At 67.9% G+C, this 17,573-nt stretch carries 18 protein-coding genes; 14 read left to right on the forward strand and 4 right to left on the reverse strand.

The genetic code is table 11. The features are described 5' to 3' along the window. Positions 1-27 precede the first annotated feature (27 nt). Positions 28-945 carry an alcohol dehydrogenase catalytic domain-containing protein gene (locus tag IF22_RS0103655; protein ID WP_030328371.1) on the reverse strand — a complete coding sequence of 306 codons (918 nt, stop codon included), beginning with the start codon at positions 943-945 and terminating at the stop codon, positions 28-30. 444 nt (positions 946-1,389) lie between these two features. Between IF22_RS0103655 and msrB the strand changes: the two genes are divergently transcribed. From msrB to IF22_RS34845, 8 genes are all read left to right on the forward strand, one after another. Continuing rightward, positions 1,390-1,881, forward strand: coding sequence for a peptide-methionine (R)-S-oxide reductase MsrB (gene msrB, locus IF22_RS0103660; protein WP_030328373.1), 492 nt, complete (start codon positions 1,390-1,392; stop codon positions 1,879-1,881). Continuing rightward, the gene (msrA, locus tag IF22_RS0103665; RefSeq protein WP_030328375.1) at positions 1,878-2,384 is read left to right on the forward strand and encodes a peptide-methionine (S)-S-oxide reductase MsrA; all 507 of its coding nucleotides are present in this window, start codon (positions 1,878-1,880) and stop codon (positions 2,382-2,384) included. The genes msrB and msrA overlap by 4 nt, the downstream gene beginning before the upstream one ends. Before the next feature lie 283 nt (positions 2,385-2,667). Beyond that, positions 2,668-3,324, forward strand: coding sequence for a TetR/AcrR family transcriptional regulator (locus tag IF22_RS0103670; RefSeq protein ID WP_030328377.1), 657 nt, complete (start codon positions 2,668-2,670; stop codon positions 3,322-3,324). 472 nt (positions 3,325-3,796) lie between these two features. Further along, complete coding sequence (locus tag IF22_RS0103675; protein ID WP_081883679.1) at positions 3,797-4,225, forward strand: OsmC family protein; 429 nt, start codon at positions 3,797-3,799, stop codon at positions 4,223-4,225. A gap of 498 nt (positions 4,226-4,723) precedes the next feature. Further along, positions 4,724-5,152 (forward strand): carboxymuconolactone decarboxylase family protein, encoded by a 429-nt coding sequence (locus tag IF22_RS0103685; protein ID WP_051708180.1) that lies wholly within the window; start codon positions 4,724-4,726, stop codon positions 5,150-5,152. 78 nt (positions 5,153-5,230) lie between these two features. Beyond that, positions 5,231-5,662 carry an NUDIX domain-containing protein gene (locus tag IF22_RS0103690; RefSeq protein WP_036410734.1) on the forward strand — a complete coding sequence of 144 codons (432 nt, stop codon included), beginning with the start codon at positions 5,231-5,233 and terminating at the stop codon, positions 5,660-5,662. Positions 5,663-5,796: 134 nt separating this feature from the next. Then, a complete protein-coding gene (locus IF22_RS0103695) occupies positions 5,797-7,089 on the forward strand; it encodes a serpin family protein (protein WP_030328386.1) in 1,293 nt (430 codons plus the stop codon). An 88-nt stretch (positions 7,090-7,177) separates the two neighbouring features. Further along, positions 7,178-7,972 (forward strand): hypothetical protein, encoded by a 795-nt coding sequence (locus IF22_RS34845; protein ID WP_167337269.1) that lies wholly within the window; start codon positions 7,178-7,180, stop codon positions 7,970-7,972. On the opposite strand, the gene IF22_RS0103700 is transcribed toward IF22_RS34845, so the two are convergent. The 3 genes from IF22_RS0103700 to IF22_RS0103710 all read right to left on the reverse strand — a co-directional run bounded on the left by IF22_RS0103700 (position 7,887) and on the right by IF22_RS0103710 (position 10,200). Further along, positions 7,887-8,771 carry an alpha/beta fold hydrolase gene (locus tag IF22_RS0103700; RefSeq protein WP_081883698.1) on the reverse strand — a complete coding sequence of 295 codons (885 nt, stop codon included), beginning with the start codon at positions 8,769-8,771 and terminating at the stop codon, positions 7,887-7,889. The two genes, IF22_RS34845 and IF22_RS0103700, sit on opposite strands and share 86 nt — an antisense overlap. Before the next feature lie 19 nt (positions 8,772-8,790). Beyond that, positions 8,791-9,360 (reverse strand): DJ-1/PfpI family protein, encoded by a 570-nt coding sequence (locus tag IF22_RS0103705; protein WP_030328390.1) that lies wholly within the window; start codon positions 9,358-9,360, stop codon positions 8,791-8,793. 96 nt (positions 9,361-9,456) lie between these two features. Further along, a complete protein-coding gene (locus IF22_RS0103710; RefSeq protein WP_030328395.1) occupies positions 9,457-10,200 on the reverse strand; it encodes a GntR family transcriptional regulator in 744 nt (247 codons plus the stop codon). Positions 10,201-10,556: 356 nt separating this feature from the next. Between IF22_RS0103710 and IF22_RS0103715 the strand changes: the two genes are divergently transcribed. The 6 genes from IF22_RS0103715 (at position 10,557) to IF22_RS0103740 (ending at position 17,572) form a co-directional block, all read left to right on the forward strand. Then, entirely contained in the window at positions 10,557-11,915 is a 1,359-nt protein-coding gene (locus tag IF22_RS0103715; protein WP_245233510.1) for an extracellular solute-binding protein, read from the forward strand. A gap of 47 nt (positions 11,916-11,962) precedes the next feature. Beyond that, positions 11,963-12,862 carry a carbohydrate ABC transporter permease gene (locus tag IF22_RS0103720; protein ID WP_036410793.1) on the forward strand — a complete coding sequence of 300 codons (900 nt, stop codon included), beginning with the start codon at positions 11,963-11,965 and terminating at the stop codon, positions 12,860-12,862. Next, positions 12,862-13,773, forward strand: coding sequence for a carbohydrate ABC transporter permease (locus tag IF22_RS0103725; protein WP_030328402.1), 912 nt, complete (start codon positions 12,862-12,864; stop codon positions 13,771-13,773). Before IF22_RS0103720 ends, IF22_RS0103725 begins: the two co-directional genes overlap by 1 nt. Continuing rightward, positions 13,773-14,840, forward strand: a complete 1,068-nt coding sequence (locus IF22_RS0103730) for an ABC transporter ATP-binding protein (RefSeq protein ID WP_030328404.1) — start codon at positions 13,773-13,775, stop codon at positions 14,838-14,840. The genes IF22_RS0103725 and IF22_RS0103730 overlap by 1 nt, the downstream gene beginning before the upstream one ends. Further along, the gene (locus IF22_RS0103735) at positions 14,840-15,916 is read left to right on the forward strand and encodes an ABC transporter ATP-binding protein (protein WP_030328406.1); all 1,077 of its coding nucleotides are present in this window, start codon (positions 14,840-14,842) and stop codon (positions 15,914-15,916) included. The genes IF22_RS0103730 and IF22_RS0103735 overlap by 1 nt, the downstream gene beginning before the upstream one ends. Positions 15,917-16,111: 195 nt before the next feature. Beyond that, positions 16,112-17,572: an NAD-dependent succinate-semialdehyde dehydrogenase gene (locus IF22_RS0103740; protein WP_030328408.1), complete on the forward strand. Its 1,461-nt coding sequence runs from the start codon at positions 16,112-16,114 to the stop codon at positions 17,570-17,572. Position 17,573 lies beyond the last annotated feature (1 nt).

Consider the following 17,573-nt stretch of genomic DNA (forward strand, 5'->3'; position numbering starts at 1 on the left):
GCGCCCCGACCGCTGTCCCCCGAGTCCTTACGAGCGAACGCGGATGATCGTCTTGCCGGTGGCCCGTTCGGTCGGGTTGAGGGCGGCGACGGCGTCGTCGAGGTCCGCGACCTTGGCGATGTTCGTCAGCAGTCGCCCGTCCCGTACCCGCTGGACGATTTCACCCAGTTGGGCGCGATCAGACGTCACGACGAAGTCGATCGTCAGGGCGTCCGCGGGTCGCACATCGGGCGGCCCGACGACGGACACCAGGCTTCCGCCGGCGCGAATCAGGCCTGCCGACCGCTTTCCGATGTCACCGCCGATGACGTCGAAAACCAGATCGATTCCACCGACGTCTTCCAGGACGTCGTTCTCGAGGTCGACGAACTCCTGCGCGCCGAAGTCGAGCGCCCGCTGCCGGTCGGCGGCGCGCCCGGTACCGATGACGTAGGCGCCGAACTCATGGGCGAGCTGCGTCACCATCGAACCGACAGCGCCGGCCGCGCCGTGCACGAGGACGCTCTGCCCCGCCCGGAGGCGGCCGTGCTCGAAGAGTCCCTGCCAGGCGGTCAGGCCAGAGATCGGCAGGCTCGCGCCCACCGTGAAGTCGACGTCGCCGGGCAGCGGTGCGAGGTTGCGCGCCTCGACCGCCACGTACTCCGCCAGGGTGCCGTCTCGGCTCCAGTCAGTGAGGCCGAAGACCCGCTGCCCCACTGACAGCCCCGTCGTGCCGTACCCGAGTGCGCTGACCACTCCGGCCAGTTCGTGCCCGGGTACCGACGGCGTTCGGTCCCGACCGAGGCGATCGGTCCAGGTCGAGGGCCACGTCAGCTCGGTCGGCACAAATCCCGACGCGTGAACCTGGACAACGACGTCGTTGATGGCAGGTTCCGGCGCAGGCCGGTCCACCAACGTCATTCCGGCCGTTCCGGCGGCCTCGTCGGTCACCACGATCGCCTTCATCAGATACCTCCTGGATTCCGCCCTCGCCGCACTGCCACGAGAAGCACTGTTCGTTCCCAACACCGGCGGCGCCACGCCTCGGCGCCGTGCCACACCACGCCGACCGGTAGCGACCGGAGTGCGATGGGGTGTCGGCGGGAACGCCTGTCGACCTCGATGCCGACGGGCGAGTCGGCCAGCTCGTCGGCCGTCCCGAACCTAGCCATGGCAAAAGTGGTCTGTCAAGTCCAGTATGCGACCGTCCAGTCATCGCCGCAGCCGCAGTAATTGCAGTTCAGGACCGTTATAACGAGACCTCTTCGGGCGAGGAGGGAATTCTGCTTGGACTTTGGCGTCCAAGTGTGACGACGGCTGCGGGAATACGGCCGGCCCGGAGATTGTCTGTACCTGCGAGTCCAGGTGCGCTCCGCCTGGCTCCGCAGCTGAGGCCACGAAGGGAGAGCTGTGCACCAGCAGACCCAGTACCACAGGAACCCGGAGGCCGTTTCGCGGCTCAACCCGGAGCAGTACCGGGTAACCCAGCAGGACGGCACCGAGCGACCGTTCGCCAACGCCTACTGGGACAACCATGAGCCCGGCATCTACGTCGACGTCGTGTCCGGCGAGCCGCTGTTCGCGTCTGTCGACAAGTACGACAGCAACTCCGGCTGGCCGAGCTTCACCAGGCCGATCGCCAGGACGAACGTCGTGGAGCGCCAAGACTCGAGCCACGGAATGATCCGGACCGAGGCCCGCTCGTTGCACGGAAACAGCCACCTCGGCCACGTCTTCACTGACGGTCCCCCCGAGGAGGGCGGACTGCGTTACTGCATCAACTCGGCGTCGCTGCGGTTCATCCACCGCGACGACCTGGAAAACGCTGGGTACGGCGAGTACCGCACCCTGTTCACGAGTGACACCAACACGGGCACGACATCAGCCAAGGAGACGATGTGAACACCGAGAAGGCAATCCTCGCCGGCGGCTGCTTCTGGGGCATGGAGGAGTTGTTCCGCCGCCAGCCCGGCGTCGTGTCGACGCGCGTCGGGTACAGCGGCGGCGACGTCCCGAACGCCACCTACCGCAACCACGGCACCCACGCGGAGTCCATCGAGGTCGTCTACGACACCGACAAGACCGACTTCCGGGCGCTGCTCGAGTTCTTCTTCCAGATCCACGACCCGTCGACGAAGAACCGCCAGGGTAACGACATCGGCCTCAGTTACCGCTCGGCGATCTTCTACACCAGCGACGAGCAGAAGCGGGTCGCCGAGGACACGATCGCCGATGTCGACGCCTCGGGCCTGTGGCCCGGCAAGGTCGTCACCGAGGTCACCGCGGCAGGAGACTTCTGGGAGGCCGAGCCGGAGCACCAGAACTACCTGCAGACGTACCCCAACGGATACACCTGCCACTTCCCCCGCCCGGGATGGAAGCTGCCGAAGCGGGCGACTGCCTGACACCCCCGGCGCGCGGACCCAGGGTCCGCGCGCCGGTCCGTACCCATCCGGGTCTCCCACCTCGGCTCTCGCCGGAGTGCGGCGCCCGAGGCGTCGCGGTACAACACCGGAAACCCCATTTTCAATAGGACCAAATAGTCCATAAGAGCCGCCTCTAAAGATGTCTGGCGGTGCGGAAACACGGTCATTGGGGCGACGCATTGGGTGAATGGGACGTGACACGAGATGGACTCAACCGTCCCATTCGCACGAGATCATCTGGCGCGCTGGATACACTTGACAGATGAGCGACGAGCAGGTGGCTGCGCCGACGAATAGGCGGAGGATCAGTCAACGGGGCATCGCGACCCGCGAGCGGATCCTCGACGCAGCGAACCGGCTGATGCTCGTGCGCGGAGTGAACGCGACGACCCTCGACGACATCCGCGAGGCAAGCCAGACGAGCAAGTCCCAGCTCTACCACCACTTCGCCGACAAGCAGGAACTCGTGCGCGCCTTGGTCAAGTATCGAGGCGCGCTCGTGCTTCAGCGCGAGCGCGCGGGGCTCGAACGACTGAGATCGTTCTCCGGGCTGGTTCGGTGGCGCAACGCGCTGGTCCAGGCCAACTCACTCAACAACGGCAAATACGGGTGCGGCCTCGGGTCGATGGCCCTTGAGCTGTCCGATCAAGATGAGCAGGCTCGATCGTCGCTGTCGGAGACGTTCGCGGCATGGGAAAAGTTGATCAGTGATGGTCTGCACCGGATGCGGGACAGTGGTCTCCTGCGCCCGGACGCCGACCCGGAGAAATTGGCCACGGGGTTGATGGGCGCACTACAAGGCGGCTACCTGCTGGCGAACGCCGCGCACGACGTCGCCCCGATGGAAGTCGCACTGGACATGGCGCTGGACCACATCAAATCGCTCCTCGTGCAGCCGTCCGGTGAACCGACCCGTTAATTGGCCCCATTGGTGGTGATGAGGCTGCTCGCGGTGGGTGCGAGCAGCCGGAGGTCGATGAGGGCGTCATCGTGAGAGCGAGGCGCCCCAGCTCGCGCAACCGCCGCCGGCATGATTGATTCCGCCGTCGATCGACGCTGACTCCCGCCCGGCGGGCATCCAGTTGCAGCCGCCACACCAAAGGGACCTGTAGGTCCAATTAAAGCCTTGGCATCGCTCAAGCCAGCTCGGGACATGATGTCGCGTGCCACCAGTTGACCCAGCTTGGGCTGCCAGCTGTCGAGATTCACCCGCCGAAGGCGGCTCTGAGCTGACTAGTCGATTGGACTATCTAGTCCGCGAAGGCTAACCTCCGGACGTACCGACCCCGGGCTGACCTGCCTGGCCACGGCCCCGCACAGACTGCGGCGCGGCTGCTGCCGGCCCGGTATCCCTGGACCCTCACCACCGGATGTAGAGGAAGGCACGGCTGATGGAAACCACCCATGATCATGTCGTCGCATCGGCCCGCGTTGTCCTTCCGGCCACCGAGCGCCGACGCACGGACATGACCACCCGCGGCTTCACCCTCGTCGCCGACGAACCGCACAACGGCGCGATCGGTGACGGCCCCACCCCGACCGAGTACCTGTTGATGGCGCTCGCCTCGTGCACCGCCCAGACGCTGCGGCAGTACGTCGACTACAAGTACGACACCGCCGGCGATATCACCGTCGAGATCAACTACCACGAACCCGAGCAGGAAGGCGCGGAGCGCTACCTGCAGCGCACCATCACGCTCAGCGAGGACCCTGACCCCGACGACCTGGCGGTGATGCACGAGATCGCCGAGAGGTCCCCGGTGACCCTGCTGATCCAGTTCGCGTGGAGCGTGCGGACCGAGTTCGTCGGACCGCGCTGAGAACACTCCCGGCGACGGCTACGGCCGCGGGCAAGCCCTCTCGTGGATGTCGCCGGGGAGGGCTCCAGCTATCCGTGCTGGCTCGGTCAGCACGTCGAAAGGTGACGGGTGACCGAGACCAGCACCAGCCGAACGCTCCGGAAGCGGCACCTGAGGTCACCGCTGCGGGCATTCCTGCGAATCTGACCAGCCAGGCCCACGCCGGGCGGATCGACAGTGACATCGACTCCGCCGACAGCAGCGGCGTGTCCGGCACCCCGACGTTCTTCATCAACGGCCGCCGCCACTACGGCGCCTACGACATCACGGCCTTGACCGAGGCCGCTCCGCAAACCCCAGAAGCAGAGGTACGACCCGGAGCAGGCGGTTAATACCTCGGGTCCCGCCGCACCGATATGGACATCCCCGGCACTGGTGTTGTCGTTGGGACGTGGAGGAGGTCACCGCGTGGATACCGGTTTTCAGAACGTACGGCTGAACGCCACAAACGAACACCTCATGGCGCTGGCGAATGCCGGGGCCGCAGCGTTCGGCCACACCGCCACCCTGCGGGTGGACCGGGCCCTGGCCCAGCTTCTGCGGTTACGCGTCGCGCAGCTCAACAATTGCAGCTACTGCCTGCTGGTGCACCACGCCGCCGCCCGTACCGCCGACATCCCGTCCGCCAAGGTCGAAACCCTCACCGCGTGGTGGGAGACGCACCTGTTCACCGAAGAGGAGCAGGCCGCGCTGGCCTACGCCGAGGCGTTGACCCGGGCCGCCGACGCCACCGTCAACACCCGGCTCCAGGAGGCGCACGACAGGATGGCCGCACACTTCACCGAGGACGAGATCCTGGAGATCGTGGGCGTTGTCATCAACATGAACGTCTGGACGCGACTCAAGCTCGCCGAGGGTGCCGTGCCCAGCACGGCGACTCCCGGATGAGGCGACGTCATCTGCGGCCAGCCGCCCACGGTGTCGAGCCGGGACGGGCTTGTCCCATCCCCGTGCTCTAATCCCGTCATGCATGTCGTCGTCTGCGGCGCGCTCGTCACCAACGGCGCGGTCCTGCTGGTCCATCGCAGCCCGGCCCGCCGGGCGTACCCGGATCTGTGGGACCTGCCCGGAGGGCACGTCGACGCCGGCGAGTCGGAGCTCCAGGCCCTCGCGCGTGAGATGCACGAGGAGCTCGGGGTGCACATCGTGGCGCGGTCCTCGTCACGGTTGGGCGACCTGCGTGCCGGCAGCGGCGAGGACGCCGTCAACGTGGGCGTCTGGCACATCGCTGACTGGGTCGGCTCCCCCACCAACCGGGCACCCGAGGAGCATGACGACATCGCCTGGGCCACGCTCAGCCAGATGGCCGAGCTTCCGCTCGTGTTCGACGCCCTGCCGGCATTGCTTCGATCGCTGCCGGAGGTCGGCCTGCTGGCCCGCCACGACGAAGACGGTTAGCGTCCGGCGGGCTCCGATTCACCACCACGCCCCGGGCACCACAACCGGCGCACTCCACGATAGACATCGCCGAACTTCGATTAATTCGGCTCTGTGTCTGGTGGGTTTCCGTAGGACTGCTCTACCGTCGACACATGGTCTCGCGTCGATCTGTTCTGCGGGCGGTGCCGCTTGCCGCCGCTGCCCTCACCGCCGCCCCAGGTCACTCCCGTTGGCTCGGCTCGTCGTCGACCTCGACGGATGCGGCCCGCGTACCACCGGACCCGGCCACGATGCAGGCCGCCGCCACCGCGGTTCGTGGCTTCACGGCCGACCTCTACCGCACACTGGCCTCGACTGAGGCAGGCGGAAATGTGGTGTGCGCACCGTACTCGGTCGGGCTCGCGCTCGCGATGACCCGGGCGGGCGCCCGCTCGACGACGGCCGACGAGATGGACGCCGTGCTCCACGCGCCGCACCCGCGTCCCAGCGCGCTCGACAGCGGGCTCAACACCGTCGATCAGACGCTCGCCGAGCGCTACCAGAACGGGGACGGAACCAAGCAGCCTCGGCTGACCACTGCCAACGCGTTGTGGACACGACGCGACCTGTGCCTGCGGCCCGGGTTCCGGGACACTCTGGCCGGCTACTACGGCGCCGCGCCGCATCCGGTCGACTTCGGCGGCAACCCGGAGGGAGCCCGCCAGGAGATCAACACCTGGGTGTCCGATCGGACCAACGCGAAGATTCCGGAGCTGTTGCAGCCCGACGGCGTCAGCCCCGACACCCGCCTGATCCTCACCAACGCGATCTACCTCATGGCGGCGTGGAAGTACCCGTTCACCCCCACCGCCACGGCGCTGGGGCCGTTCACCCGGGATGACGGCAGCGTCGTCGACGTCTCCATCATGCGCGGGCCGTTCGACCGGATGGGCTACCTCGAGGGCGACGGTTGGCGCGCGGTCGACGTGCCGTACGCGGGCGACGGGCTTGCCATGGCCATCGTCATGCCGACCCGGGGCGACCTCGCCGCGGTCGAGGCGAACCTCGACGCCACCTGGCTGGGCGCGTTGCTGACCGGGTTCCAGGTCACCGACGTCCAACTACGCCTGCCCCGATGGAGGTTCCGTCTGCCAGCCGAGCTGGGAGCCGCGCTGGGCAGCCTCGGCATGCCCACGGCATTCACCGCACAGGCCGACTTCACCGGCATGAGCACTGACCCGTCCCTGTGCATCGACGACGTGGTGCACGAGACGTTCATCGCGGTGGACGAGAAGGGCACCGAAGCCGCGGCCGCGACGGCCGTCGTCGTCCGGCCGCCGTCGATTCCGCAAGGGCCGCAGTTCTTTGTGGACCGACCATTCCTGTACGTCATCCACGACCGCCTCACCGGCGTACCGCTGTTCCTCGGCCGGGTCCACGACCCCTTGGTCACCAGCCGAGCCTGAGCGAAAGGCGGAATTGGCGTCTCCCTGCCCAAAGGCGGCCTTCCACAACGTGAGCGCAGGGCGAATCGGCTGGCGCAGGCAGAGCAGAATGGACGGCATGGGAGAAGCGCAAGATCGAGCAGTCGCTATCGTCCAACGTGCCGCCGGAAACACAGTGGCACCTGCGGTTGCAGCTCTCCTGACGGTGGCAGCGGCGGTGCTCAACAGACCAGAACTCGGCGTCGCAGCCGTTCCCGCCAGCGCACTTGCGGGCTCCGTCGTGGAGGAGTCGGTGTCGTTGGTTTACCGTCTCTGGGCTGCGGAAGGTGCACAGCGCTTTAGCGAGGCCGTTGAGTCGGAGAGCGGATCAACTGTCGATGACCTCGCTGCGGGAGAGCAATCCGATCGTAAGACCCGGCAGTTGCTGGGCGAGGCCGTCGGGGCCTCAACCACCACAGCCGACGAGTGGAAGATCAGGGTGCTCGCTCGGGCCTTTGTCGTGGGCGCAAAAGACAAGTCCAGAGCTGACGAGATGCGCATGCTGATTGCACTCTTGGAGGATTTTGAAGGGGTCGACGCGCGATGCTTGTCAGTGATAAACAAGGCACCTGAGCAGTTCCGCGTAGAAGATATCGCCAAGCGAGACAGAGGCATCGCCCATGTTGCGCCGATCCTCGTCCAGAAGTTGGCAAAGTTGACCTTCATCGAAGCGGCCCCACGTAGTCAACAACACCTGTCCGGCGAGGAGAGAGATGAGTTGCGGGACGCGCAACAGACGATGGGCGAGCCTGAACCACGGTTGCCGACGAACTACCGGCTTACGGACTTGGGACAGACGGTCGCTCATCTCCTTGGCCGTATGGGTGCGCTCCCTCGTCAGCACCCTGCCGAGAGCGCTGACTGAGGAAGCACGACAACAGTTGCCTGAACTCCTGCGGGTGTTCGATCGCCGGCACGTGCCCGCATCGGCCGAACACGTGCAGACGGACGTCGGTCAGGTGTTCGAGCAGGGGCCGGGTTGCCGTTTCGAGCGGAGTGATGCGGTCCTCGGCGCCGTGCACGAGCAGCACGGGCGCGCTGATCGCTGCCAGCGTTCGCGCCGAGAGGGTGAGGTCGTCGACCCATCGTGCCCGGGGTGGAGGAAACAACGACGCGAAGGCCGCCTCCCCCGCTCGCATCGCGGCCGCCCGGGCGTCGACTGCCGATTCGGTCACGAGCGCCTGGTCGAGCACGAGGCGACTCAGCATGTCTCGTGCCCCGAGCTTGCCGGCGGGGGCGGCCCAGATCGCGTCGAGCCCGGCGGACAGGGGCGCGCCGGGGGCGCCCATCGTCGCGACCGCCACGACCCGGGTGACCTGTCGGGGGCGTGCGGCCGCCAACGCCAGCGCCACGGCACCGCCCATGGAGTGACCCACCACGGCGTAGTGCTCGATACCGAGAGCGTCCATCAGGCCCGCGGCCTGCTCCGTCCACAGCCGAAGCCCGCCCGTGGAGCCCGCCGGGACGGGCGTACGGCCGAACCCCGCCTGGTCGGGAGCCACGACGTGCCAGGACGTGCCGAGCGCCTGCGCCGTCGCTGCCCAGGCGCCGGACCCGGTCGTGCCGGGTCCGGAGCCGTGCAGCATCAGCACCGCGGGTCCGGTGCCGCTTTCCAGGACGTGAACCGGGGAGCCGTCGACCGTGACGGTCCGAAGTGCCGTCACCGGCACAGGCCAGCTGTGCTCATGCGGATGCGGGGTTGACGGACTTCGAGAAGACCTCCATCATCGCCCGGCCGAACTGCGGCATGTCGGGCCAGCCCCGGCAGGAGACGAGGTTGCCGTCCACGACGTCGGGAGCGTCGATGACGGTCGCGCCGGCGTTCTCCATGTCACCGGTGATGGGCGGGAAGCAGGCCGTCCTGCGGCCCTTCAGCAGCCCGTACACCGCTGGCACCTGCGCTCCGTGGCACACCAGCGCGATGGGGAGGTTGCGGGCGAAGAAGTGCTCGGTGATGCGCCTGACGTCGGCGTCGACCCGGATCCATTCGGGGGCGCGGCCGCCGGGGATGATGAGGGCGTCGTAGCGCTCGACGTCCACGTCGGCCCAGGGCACGTCGACCGGCAGCTTCCGGCCGTTCTTCTCCACGTAGGCGTCGGAGTTGGGGTCGAACTCGTGGATGACCAGTTGCACGTCACGCATCGTCCGTGACGAGACGTCCACGTCCCAGCCGCCCTCCTGCACGCGGTAGTAGGGATACATGGTGTCGAGTTCCTCGGCGGCGTCGCCGGTCAGCAGCAGCGCTCTGGGCACCTGCTTCTCCTCGCGTCTGGGGGCGGGTGAGGTGGTGGATCCGATCGAATCCAATCCGATCTGATTGCGCTAGCATTCCCCGGCCCGGCCCGCCCGTCAAGCGTCTGCCGCCATCCCGTCCGCGTCCCTGACGCCGTCGAACAGTCGCCGGAAACGCTCGCCGGAGCGCAGGATGTGCCGACGCATCGCGTACGCGGCGGCGTCCGGGTCACGCGCGGCGATCGCGGTTACCACGTCCTCGTGCTCGGCCATCGCCAGGTGCGTGACCTGGGTGTCGTGGTGGAGCCGGAAGAGGTGCACGTGGCTGTGCAGGCGAGCGAGCGCTTCACGGATGACCTGGTTCTCCGCGCTCAGGGCGACGAGATCGTGGAAGGCGGCGTCGCGTAGCCCGAAGGCGCCGTACGCCGTGGGCCCGTTGCCCCCTTCCAGCTCCGCCATCTCCTCCAGCATTCGTCGCAGACCGGCCACCTGCTCCGAGGTCGCGCGTTCGGCGGATCTGCGCGCCGCCGCCGGTTCGAGGAGCAGGCGGACCTCGAGCATGTCCTCGAATCGCTGGCGGGTGATGTGCGGAGGGATGCGGTAGCCGGCATGGGGCACCCGCACGACCAGGCCCTCGGCCTCCATGCGGTTCAGCGCGTCCCGGATCGGCGTCTGCGAGACCCCCAGCTCTCGCGCCAGGACGTCGATCGTGACGCGGGAGCCGGCCTCGATCCGTAGCGACATCAGCTGTCCGAGCAGCGTGTCGTACACCTCGTCGGCAAGCCGGCCGCCGGATCTTCCCGGCGGCGTTCCGCCCGCGACGGCCCTACGGCCCCGCGCGATCATCGCTTCGTCGTCCATCGTGACGTGAGGTCCTTTCTTGCGCCTTCGGGAACCTGTTGACATCAGTCACAACGCTGCGACATGCTGACGCCCCACACCGGATCGTATAGGAAAAGCGCTGGATGATCTTCATTCTGCGCCATCGCGGAACCGCCCGCCATCGCACCTGTGACGCCAGCCCGCGGGTCGGCACCCCGCGACAGCCCGGCGGCGACACGCCTGAGCAACCCCGCAACTGCACGGCGAAGCACATAGCGAGGCCTTAGAAGTCCCCACCCCAGAAAGCAGGCCCGAAGATGCGATATCAGAAGCGAACAGGACGATTGTCCGTTCCCGCCCGGAAGGTGCAGCTGGCGACGGCAGCCATGCTGCTGATGGCCACGACCGTGGCGGCGTGCGGCGGCGACAGCAAGGACGACGGCGCGAAGGCGAGCGCCCCGAAGGCGCCGGCGGCCATCCCGGAGCTCACCAAGGACCCGCTGACCCTCAGCTTCATCTGGTTCGACTGGCCCCCCGCCCAGGCACTGGAAGCCTTCGCGAACGCGGAGTACAAGAAAGAGCGGCCGAACGCCACCATCAAGGTCAACACCGTGCCGAACGCCAACTGGCACGACGCGATGTTCACCCAGTTCGCCGCGCGCAAGACCGACTTCGACATCGCGATCCTGGACTCGCAACACATCGGCGAGGCCGTGACGAACGGCAACATCCTCGACCTCACCGACTTCGTCAAAGAGAACATCGACGTCAACGCCTACAACCCCTACCTCCTGGCGGCGTACGGTCAGTTCCCCCAGGCGGAGACCGGCAAACGCGACGAGAACGCCAGCCTGTACGGGCTGCCGCTGCTCGGCGACACCTGGACGATGATCTACCGCAAGGACCTGATCGGCGACAAGCCACCGCAGACCTGGGACGAGATGATCTCAGCCGCCGAGAAGTGCCAGGCGGACAACCCCGGTGTCAGCGGGCTGGCCTTCCACCAGGCCAACGGCTCCGACGCCGCGGCCGTCACCTACAACACCGTCAACGGCGTCTACGGCGGCAACCTCTGGGACCCCAAGACGCGCAAGATCGACGGTGTCCTCAACGACGCCGCCGGCCAGGAGGCGATGGACGTCCTGGTCAACAAGATGAAGCCGCTGACCGCGAAGGGCTCCGGCAACTGGTTCATCGACGAGGTGAACGCGGCTGTCGCTCAGGGCAAGGCCTGCATCGCGTTCAACTGGATCGCCGCGAGCGGCGGCCTGCTCGACCCGAAGCAGTCGACGCTCGGCACCAGCCGGGAGCAGATTCTCGACAAGCTGGGCTTCGCCACCCTGCCGAGCCAGAAGACGAACCTGGTCCCGCTCGGCGGTATGGGGATGCACATCTCGGCCTACTCCTCGAAGGCGAACCAGGCGGAAGCCCTCAACTTCATGAAGTGGTTCGAGCAGGCTGACGTCCAGAAGAAGTGGGCCGCGGCCGGTGGCGTGCCAGCGCGTACGGACGCCCTGGCGTCGCCGGAGTTCCTCAACGCCGGGCCGTTCAACAAGGTGTACGCCGACTCGGTGCCGCGGATGCGGGACATGTGGAACGTGCCCGAGTACGCGCGCCTCGTCGACATCGAGAACACCAACGTGAACGCGGCGCTCAACGGCGCGAAGAAGCCGAAGGACGCGCTCGACGACATCGCCAAGGAGCAGCAGAACGTGCTCGACTCCAGCAACCGCAAGGGCGGCGGCGGACTGTGAAAGACCCCGCACCGCTGACCACCGACCACCCCGGGCAGGTGGTGTCTGTGACGCCACCTGCACCGGGGCGGTCCCGGCGGCTGAGCGACCGCTGGCTCGCCGTCACGTTCATCTCCCCCGCGATGCTGCTGTTGCTCGGCATGTCGGTGTTCCCGCTGCTGTGGGCGTTGTACCTGTCCTTCACCGACTACTCGGCCACCCGCGGCGGGCCCGCCAACTTCATCGGGTTCGGCAACTACACCGCCATCCTGACGTCGGCGCAGGTCCACACGAGGGCCCTGACCACGCTGATCTACGTGGTCGGCGCGGTCGGCCTGCAGACGGTGCTCGGCTTCGGCATCGCCTACCTGATCTCCCGGCGCACGCGCGGGCGGGGAGCGCTGACCACCCTGTTCCTGGTTCCGATGATGCTGTCGCCGGTCGTGGTCGGGCTGTTCTGGCGGTTCATGCTCGACGCGCAGTTCGGCGTGGTCAACAGCATGCTCGGCTCGGTCGGCCTGGGGCAGGTGGAGTGGCTCACCCGGCAGCGGACGGCACTGGTCTCCCTGATCGTCGTCGACACCTGGCAGTGGACGCCGTTCATCATGCTCATCGCGCTCGCGGGCCTCACCGCGGTGCCCAAGTACCTCTACGAGGCCGCCTCGATCGACCGGGCCTCCGAGTGGTTCCGGTTTCGCACGATCACTCTTCCGCTGGTGTGGCCGCTGCTCCTCATCGCCGTGATGTTCCGGGCGATCGAGGCGTTCCGGCTGTTCGACCTCGTCTACATCCTGACCAGCGGAGGTCCGGGTGTCTCCACCGAGACGTTGTCGTTCCACATCTACAAAGTCGCGTTCCTGGGCTTCAACTCCGGAACCGCCTCGGCGTACGGGATCCTCATGGTCCTCGTCGTCATCGTCCTCACGCAGTTCTACCTGCGCTACCTGAACAAGCTCAAGGAGGACTGATGGCCGTCTCCGTTGACGAGGCCGTGTCCACCGGTCCAGCCCCGGACCACGGGCCCCCCGCGCGCCGCCTCGGCGGTCGGGGCCGCTCCGTGGTGGAGATCGCGCTGCTGACCGTCCTGGCCGTGGTGATGCTCTTTCCGGTGCTGTGGATGCTCGAGACGTCGATCAAGGAGAACCGGGACGTCTACGCCATCCCGGCCAAGTTCTTCGACTTCGCCGTCACTCTGCAGCATTACAAGGATGTGTTCGTCGCTCAGGGCGACGGCCGCACGCCGGTGTCCGTCAACTTCCTCAACTCGGTGGTGGTCGCCGGAGCTTCCACGGTGCTGGCCACCGTGCTGGGGGTCCCGGCGGCCTGGGCCTACTCGCGCTTCGCGGTGAAGGCCAAGAAGGACCAACTGTTCTTCATCCTGTCCACCCGCTTCATGCCGCCCGTGGTGGTCGTGATCCCGATCTTCCTGATGTACCGGCAGATCGGCCTCTACGACAACAAGCTCGGCCTGATCCTCATCTACACCGCGTTCAACGTCCCGTTCACGATCTGGATGATGAAGGGGTTCGTCGACGAGGTGCCCGCCGAGTACGAGGACGCCGCCATGCTCGACGGGTACACGCGCCTGCAGGCGTTCTGGCGGTACACCCTGCCGCTGCTCGTGCCCGGCATCGCCGCGACGGCGGTCTTCGCCCTCATCTTCTCGTGGAACGAGTTCGTGTTCGCCACCTTCCTCACCTCCAGCGACAGCGTGCGGACGGCTCCCCCGGCCATCGCCGGCCTGATCGGCGGTACCACCACGGACTGGGGTCTCGTGGCCGCCGCCTCCGTGGTGTTCGCCCTACCGGTGCTCGTCTTCGCGTACCTGGTGCGCAAGCACCTCATCGCCGGTGTGACGCTCGGGGCGGTGCGACGCTGATGGCGGGCATCGAGGTGACCGCGCTGCACAAGCGCTACCCCGACGGAACGGTAGCGGTCGAGCACGTCGACCTGTCCATCGGCCACGGCGAGCTGTTCGTGATGCTCGGCCCTTCGGGTTGCGGCAAGACGACCACGCTGCGCGCCATCGCCGGCCTGGAGAGGCAGACGGCGGGCGACATCCGCATCGGCGACACGCTGGTCAACGACCTGCGGCCGGCCGAGCGCGACATCGCCATGGTGTTCCAGTTCTACGCTCTCTACCCGCATCTGCGAACCCGCGACAACCTGGCGTTCCCACTGCGGGCCGAGGGCCTGCCCAAGCAGGAGGTGAACGCGCGGGTCGAGGAGGCCGCCCGGCTGATGCGGCTCGGTCCGCTCCTGAACCGACGACCGCGCCAGCTGTCCGGCGGGGAGCAGCAGCGTGTGGCGCTGGCTCGCGCCCTGGTACGCCGACCGCGCGCGTTCCTGATGGACGAACCGCTCACCAACCTGGACGCGGAGCTGCGGGCGGACATGCGCACGGAGATCAAGCACCTGCAGGGAGAGCTGGGGGCGACGATGGTCTACGTCACCCACGACCAGGTCGAGGCGATGTCGCTCGGTCACCGGATCGCCATCCTCAACAAGGGCCGCGTCGAGCAGATCGGCACCCCGCTGGAGGTCTACGACCGTCCGGCGAGTCTCTTCTGCGCCGCGTTCATCGGCTCCCCGCCGATGAACCTGATCGAGGTGGAGATCGCCGACGGGCGGCTGCACGCTCAGGGCGGGTTGGTCCTGACGCCACCGTCGGGCCTGCCACGCGATCGTCGCCTGGTCGCCGGCGTCCGGCCGGAGGCGCTGGAGGTCACCGCACCGGGGGCGGAAGGCTCGATCCCGGCCCGGGTGGTCTCGGTGGAGTGGCTGGGCGACGAAATCATCTACGTGGTCGACCACGGCGGCCAACGTGACGTCCGGGTCCGGATGCCACCAACTGTTCGTTTCGCCGCTGACGCGAAGGTCGGGCTGCGGCACACCGGCGGAACCCCGGCGGTCTACGACGTGAGCACGGAAGAGCTGGTGGCCTGATGGGAACCGTTGCAGCACAAGGGCTGCGCAAGTCCTTCGGCAAGGTCCAGGCGCTGGACGGGGTGACGCTGGACGTGCCGGACGGCTCGTTCTTCGTCGTACTCGGGCCCTCCGGGGCAGGCAAGACGACGACCCTGCGAGCGATCGCCGGCCTGGAGAAGCTCGACGCGGGCACGGTACATCTGGACGGCAGGGACGCGACCGGCGACGCCCCGGCCGCACGCGACCTGGCCATGGTCTTCCAGAGCTACGCCCTCTACCCGCGACACACGGTGTACGAGAACATCGCCTCGCCGTTGCGGGCACGCCGCTGCTCGTCGAGCGAGATCGCCGCCGCCGTGCAGAAGATGTCGAGCCTGCTGCACATCGAACGCCTCCTGCAGCGTCGTCCCGCCCAACTGTCCGGCGGTGAGATGCAGCGTGTCGCACTGGCCCGGGCACTGGTCCGTAGCCCGCGCGCGTTCCTGATGGACGAGCCGCTGACGAACCTCGACCTCAAGCTCCGGGTCGAGATGCGCACCGAGCTCACCCGCATCCACCGCAGCCTCGGCGCCACCTTCGTCTACGTGACCAACGACCAGGTCGAGGCGCTGTCCATGGCCGACCAGGTCGCGGTCCTCAAGGAGGGCAAGGTGCAACAGGTCGGAACGCCGACCGAGGTGTACGAGCGTCCCGCCAACCAGTGGGTCGCCGGATTCGTCGGGAGCCCGCCGATCAGCCTGCTCACCTGCCGCGCCGAGGGAGATCGTCTGGTCGGCGCCGACGGCTGGACGCTGCCGCGACCCCGCTGGGCCACGGCTGAGGACGGTCAGGCGCTGCTGCTGGGCCTGCGCGCGGAGGACCTCTCCGTCGAGCAGCGTGGGGACGCGTCGTTGTCGGGCGAGCTCTACGGGCTTGAGCCGCTCGGTGACCGAACGGTGGTCGACGTCCGGGTGGGGACGGAGATCGTCAAGGTCAAGGCACGACCCACCGTCAGCGGTACGCCGGGCGAGCGACTGTCGGTCACCGTCGACCTGGACCGTGCGCACCTGTTCGACGCGGGCTCCGGGCTGTCGTTGTCCGAGGCGGGGCGGTAACCGCGGCCGGCGGCGACGGCACCACGCGCCAACGAGTGGCAGCCGGGCGCCGGCGGACCGTCAGCAGTGCGTACGGCCTGACGACGCCCGGCCGGGCGCGGCCCGAGAAGACGACCGGTGGCGTCGGTCCGTGCGCACAGCCGCGGTCGCTGAGCCACGACGGACATCACCAGGAAGATCACAGGAGGCGACGGAATGAGTGATCCGATGAACGTCCTGGCCCCGGAGCACCGGCGGCTCCGGATCGGCGACGCCTGGCGCGACGCCGCAAGCGGAGCCACGTTCGCCGTCGAGGACCCCGCAACCGGCAAGACCATCGCCGAGGTGGCGGACGCCGACGTCGGTGACGGACTCGCCGCGCTGGACGCGGCGAGCGCGGCGATGGCGGAGTGGGCGGCGACCCCACCGCGGAAACGGTCAGAGTTGTTGACAGCGACGTACCGGGCGCTGACCGGGCGATCCGAGGAGGTCGCCCGGCTGATCACGCTCGAGATGGGCAAGCCGCTCGCCGAGGCTCGGGCGGAGGTGGCCTACGGCGCCGAGTTCTTCCGCTGGTTCGCCGAGGAGGCGGTGCGCGTCGAGGGCCGGTACAACACCGCTCCCGCAGGTGGATATCGCATCCTCACCGTGCCGAAGCCGGTCGGGCCGTGCGTCTTCGTGACGCCCTGGAACTTCCCGTTGGCCATGGGTGCCCGCAAGATCGCTCCCGCCCTGGCGGCGGGCTGCACGACGATCACCAAGCCGGCGGCCCAGACGCCACTCACCATGCTGTTGCTGGCCCGCATCATGGAGGAGGTCGGCGTACCCCCGGGGGTGGTCAACGTGGTGACCACCAAGCGTTCCGGCGCGGTGGTCTCCGCGCTGCTGGCCGACGGTCGGACCCGCAAGCTCTCGTTCACCGGGTCGACCGAGGTCGGCCGCGTGCTGCTGCGACAGGCAGCGGACAACGTGCTGCGTACCTCAATGGAACTGGGCGGCAACGCGGCCCTGATCGTGTGTGCCGACGCGGACCTGGACGTCGCGCTCGACGGCGCCATGGTGGCCAAGATGCGCAACATCGGGGAGTCCTGCATCGCGGCCAACCGGATCTACGTCGAGGAGCCGGTGCGCGAGGAGTTCACGGCGCGCTTCGCCGAGCGGATGGGCGCGCTGTCGATGGGCCATGGTCTCGACGACGGCGTGACCGTCGGGGCGTTGATCGACGAGGTCTCGGTCGCCAAGATTGACGAGCTCGTCGCCGACGCGGTCGACCGCGGCGCCCGGGTCCTGGTGGGCGGTGAGCGTCCGGATGGGCCGGGCCACTTCTACCCGCCCACGGTCCTCGCCGACGTGCCCGACGATGCGCGGATGCTGCAGGAGGAGATCTTCGGCCCGGTCGCGCCGATCATCTCGTTCACGTCCGACGACGAGGTGATGGCGAAGGCCAACGACACCGAGTACGGCCTGGTCGGGTACATCTTCACCCGTGACCTTCAGCGGGCGCTGCGGTTCGCCGAAGGGCTGGACACCGGGATGCTCGGCATCAACCGTGGCCTGATATCGGATCCGTCAGCTCCGTTCGGTGGCGTGAAGCAGTCCGGGATCGGCAAGGAGGGATCACACGAGGGAATCCTCGAGTATCTCGACGTCACCTACGCGGCGATCGACCTGCCGTGAC

Origin of the sequence: Micromonospora parva (genome assembly GCF_000718515.1) — a bacterium.
In the GTDB taxonomy this organism is placed as follows: domain Bacteria; phylum Actinomycetota; class Actinomycetes; order Mycobacteriales; family Micromonosporaceae; genus Micromonospora; species Micromonospora parva.

Coding starts and splice junctions, on each gene's coding strand:
- IF22_RS34845 (WP_167337269.1), top strand. CDS start 7,178: ATGGACGGCATGGGAGAAGCGCAAGATCGAGCAGTCGCTATCGTCCAA.
- IF22_RS0103710 (WP_030328395.1), bottom strand. CDS start 10,200: ATGGACGACGAAGCGATGATCGCGCGGGGCCGTAGGGCCGTCGCGGGC.
- IF22_RS0103715 (WP_245233510.1), top strand. CDS start 10,557: ATGGCCACGACCGTGGCGGCGTGCGGCGGCGACAGCAAGGACGACGGC.
- IF22_RS0103695 (WP_030328386.1), top strand. CDS start 5,797: ATGGTCTCGCGTCGATCTGTTCTGCGGGCGGTGCCGCTTGCCGCCGCT.
- IF22_RS0103685 (WP_051708180.1), top strand. CDS start 4,724: ATGGCGCTGGCGAATGCCGGGGCCGCAGCGTTCGGCCACACCGCCACC.
- IF22_RS0103735 (WP_030328406.1), top strand. CDS start 14,840: ATGGGAACCGTTGCAGCACAAGGGCTGCGCAAGTCCTTCGGCAAGGTC.
- IF22_RS0103675 (WP_081883679.1), top strand. CDS start 3,797: ATGGAAACCACCCATGATCATGTCGTCGCATCGGCCCGCGTTGTCCTT.
- IF22_RS0103725 (WP_030328402.1), top strand. CDS start 12,862: ATGGCCGTCTCCGTTGACGAGGCCGTGTCCACCGGTCCAGCCCCGGAC.
- IF22_RS0103690 (WP_036410734.1), top strand. CDS start 5,231: ATGCATGTCGTCGTCTGCGGCGCGCTCGTCACCAACGGCGCGGTCCTG.
- IF22_RS0103730 (WP_030328404.1), top strand. CDS start 13,773: ATGGCGGGCATCGAGGTGACCGCGCTGCACAAGCGCTACCCCGACGGA.
- IF22_RS0103655 (WP_030328371.1), bottom strand. CDS start 945: ATGAAGGCGATCGTGGTGACCGACGAGGCCGCCGGAACGGCCGGAATG.
- IF22_RS0103740 (WP_030328408.1), top strand. CDS start 16,112: ATGAGTGATCCGATGAACGTCCTGGCCCCGGAGCACCGGCGGCTCCGG.
- IF22_RS0103670 (WP_030328377.1), top strand. CDS start 2,668: ATGAGCGACGAGCAGGTGGCTGCGCCGACGAATAGGCGGAGGATCAGT.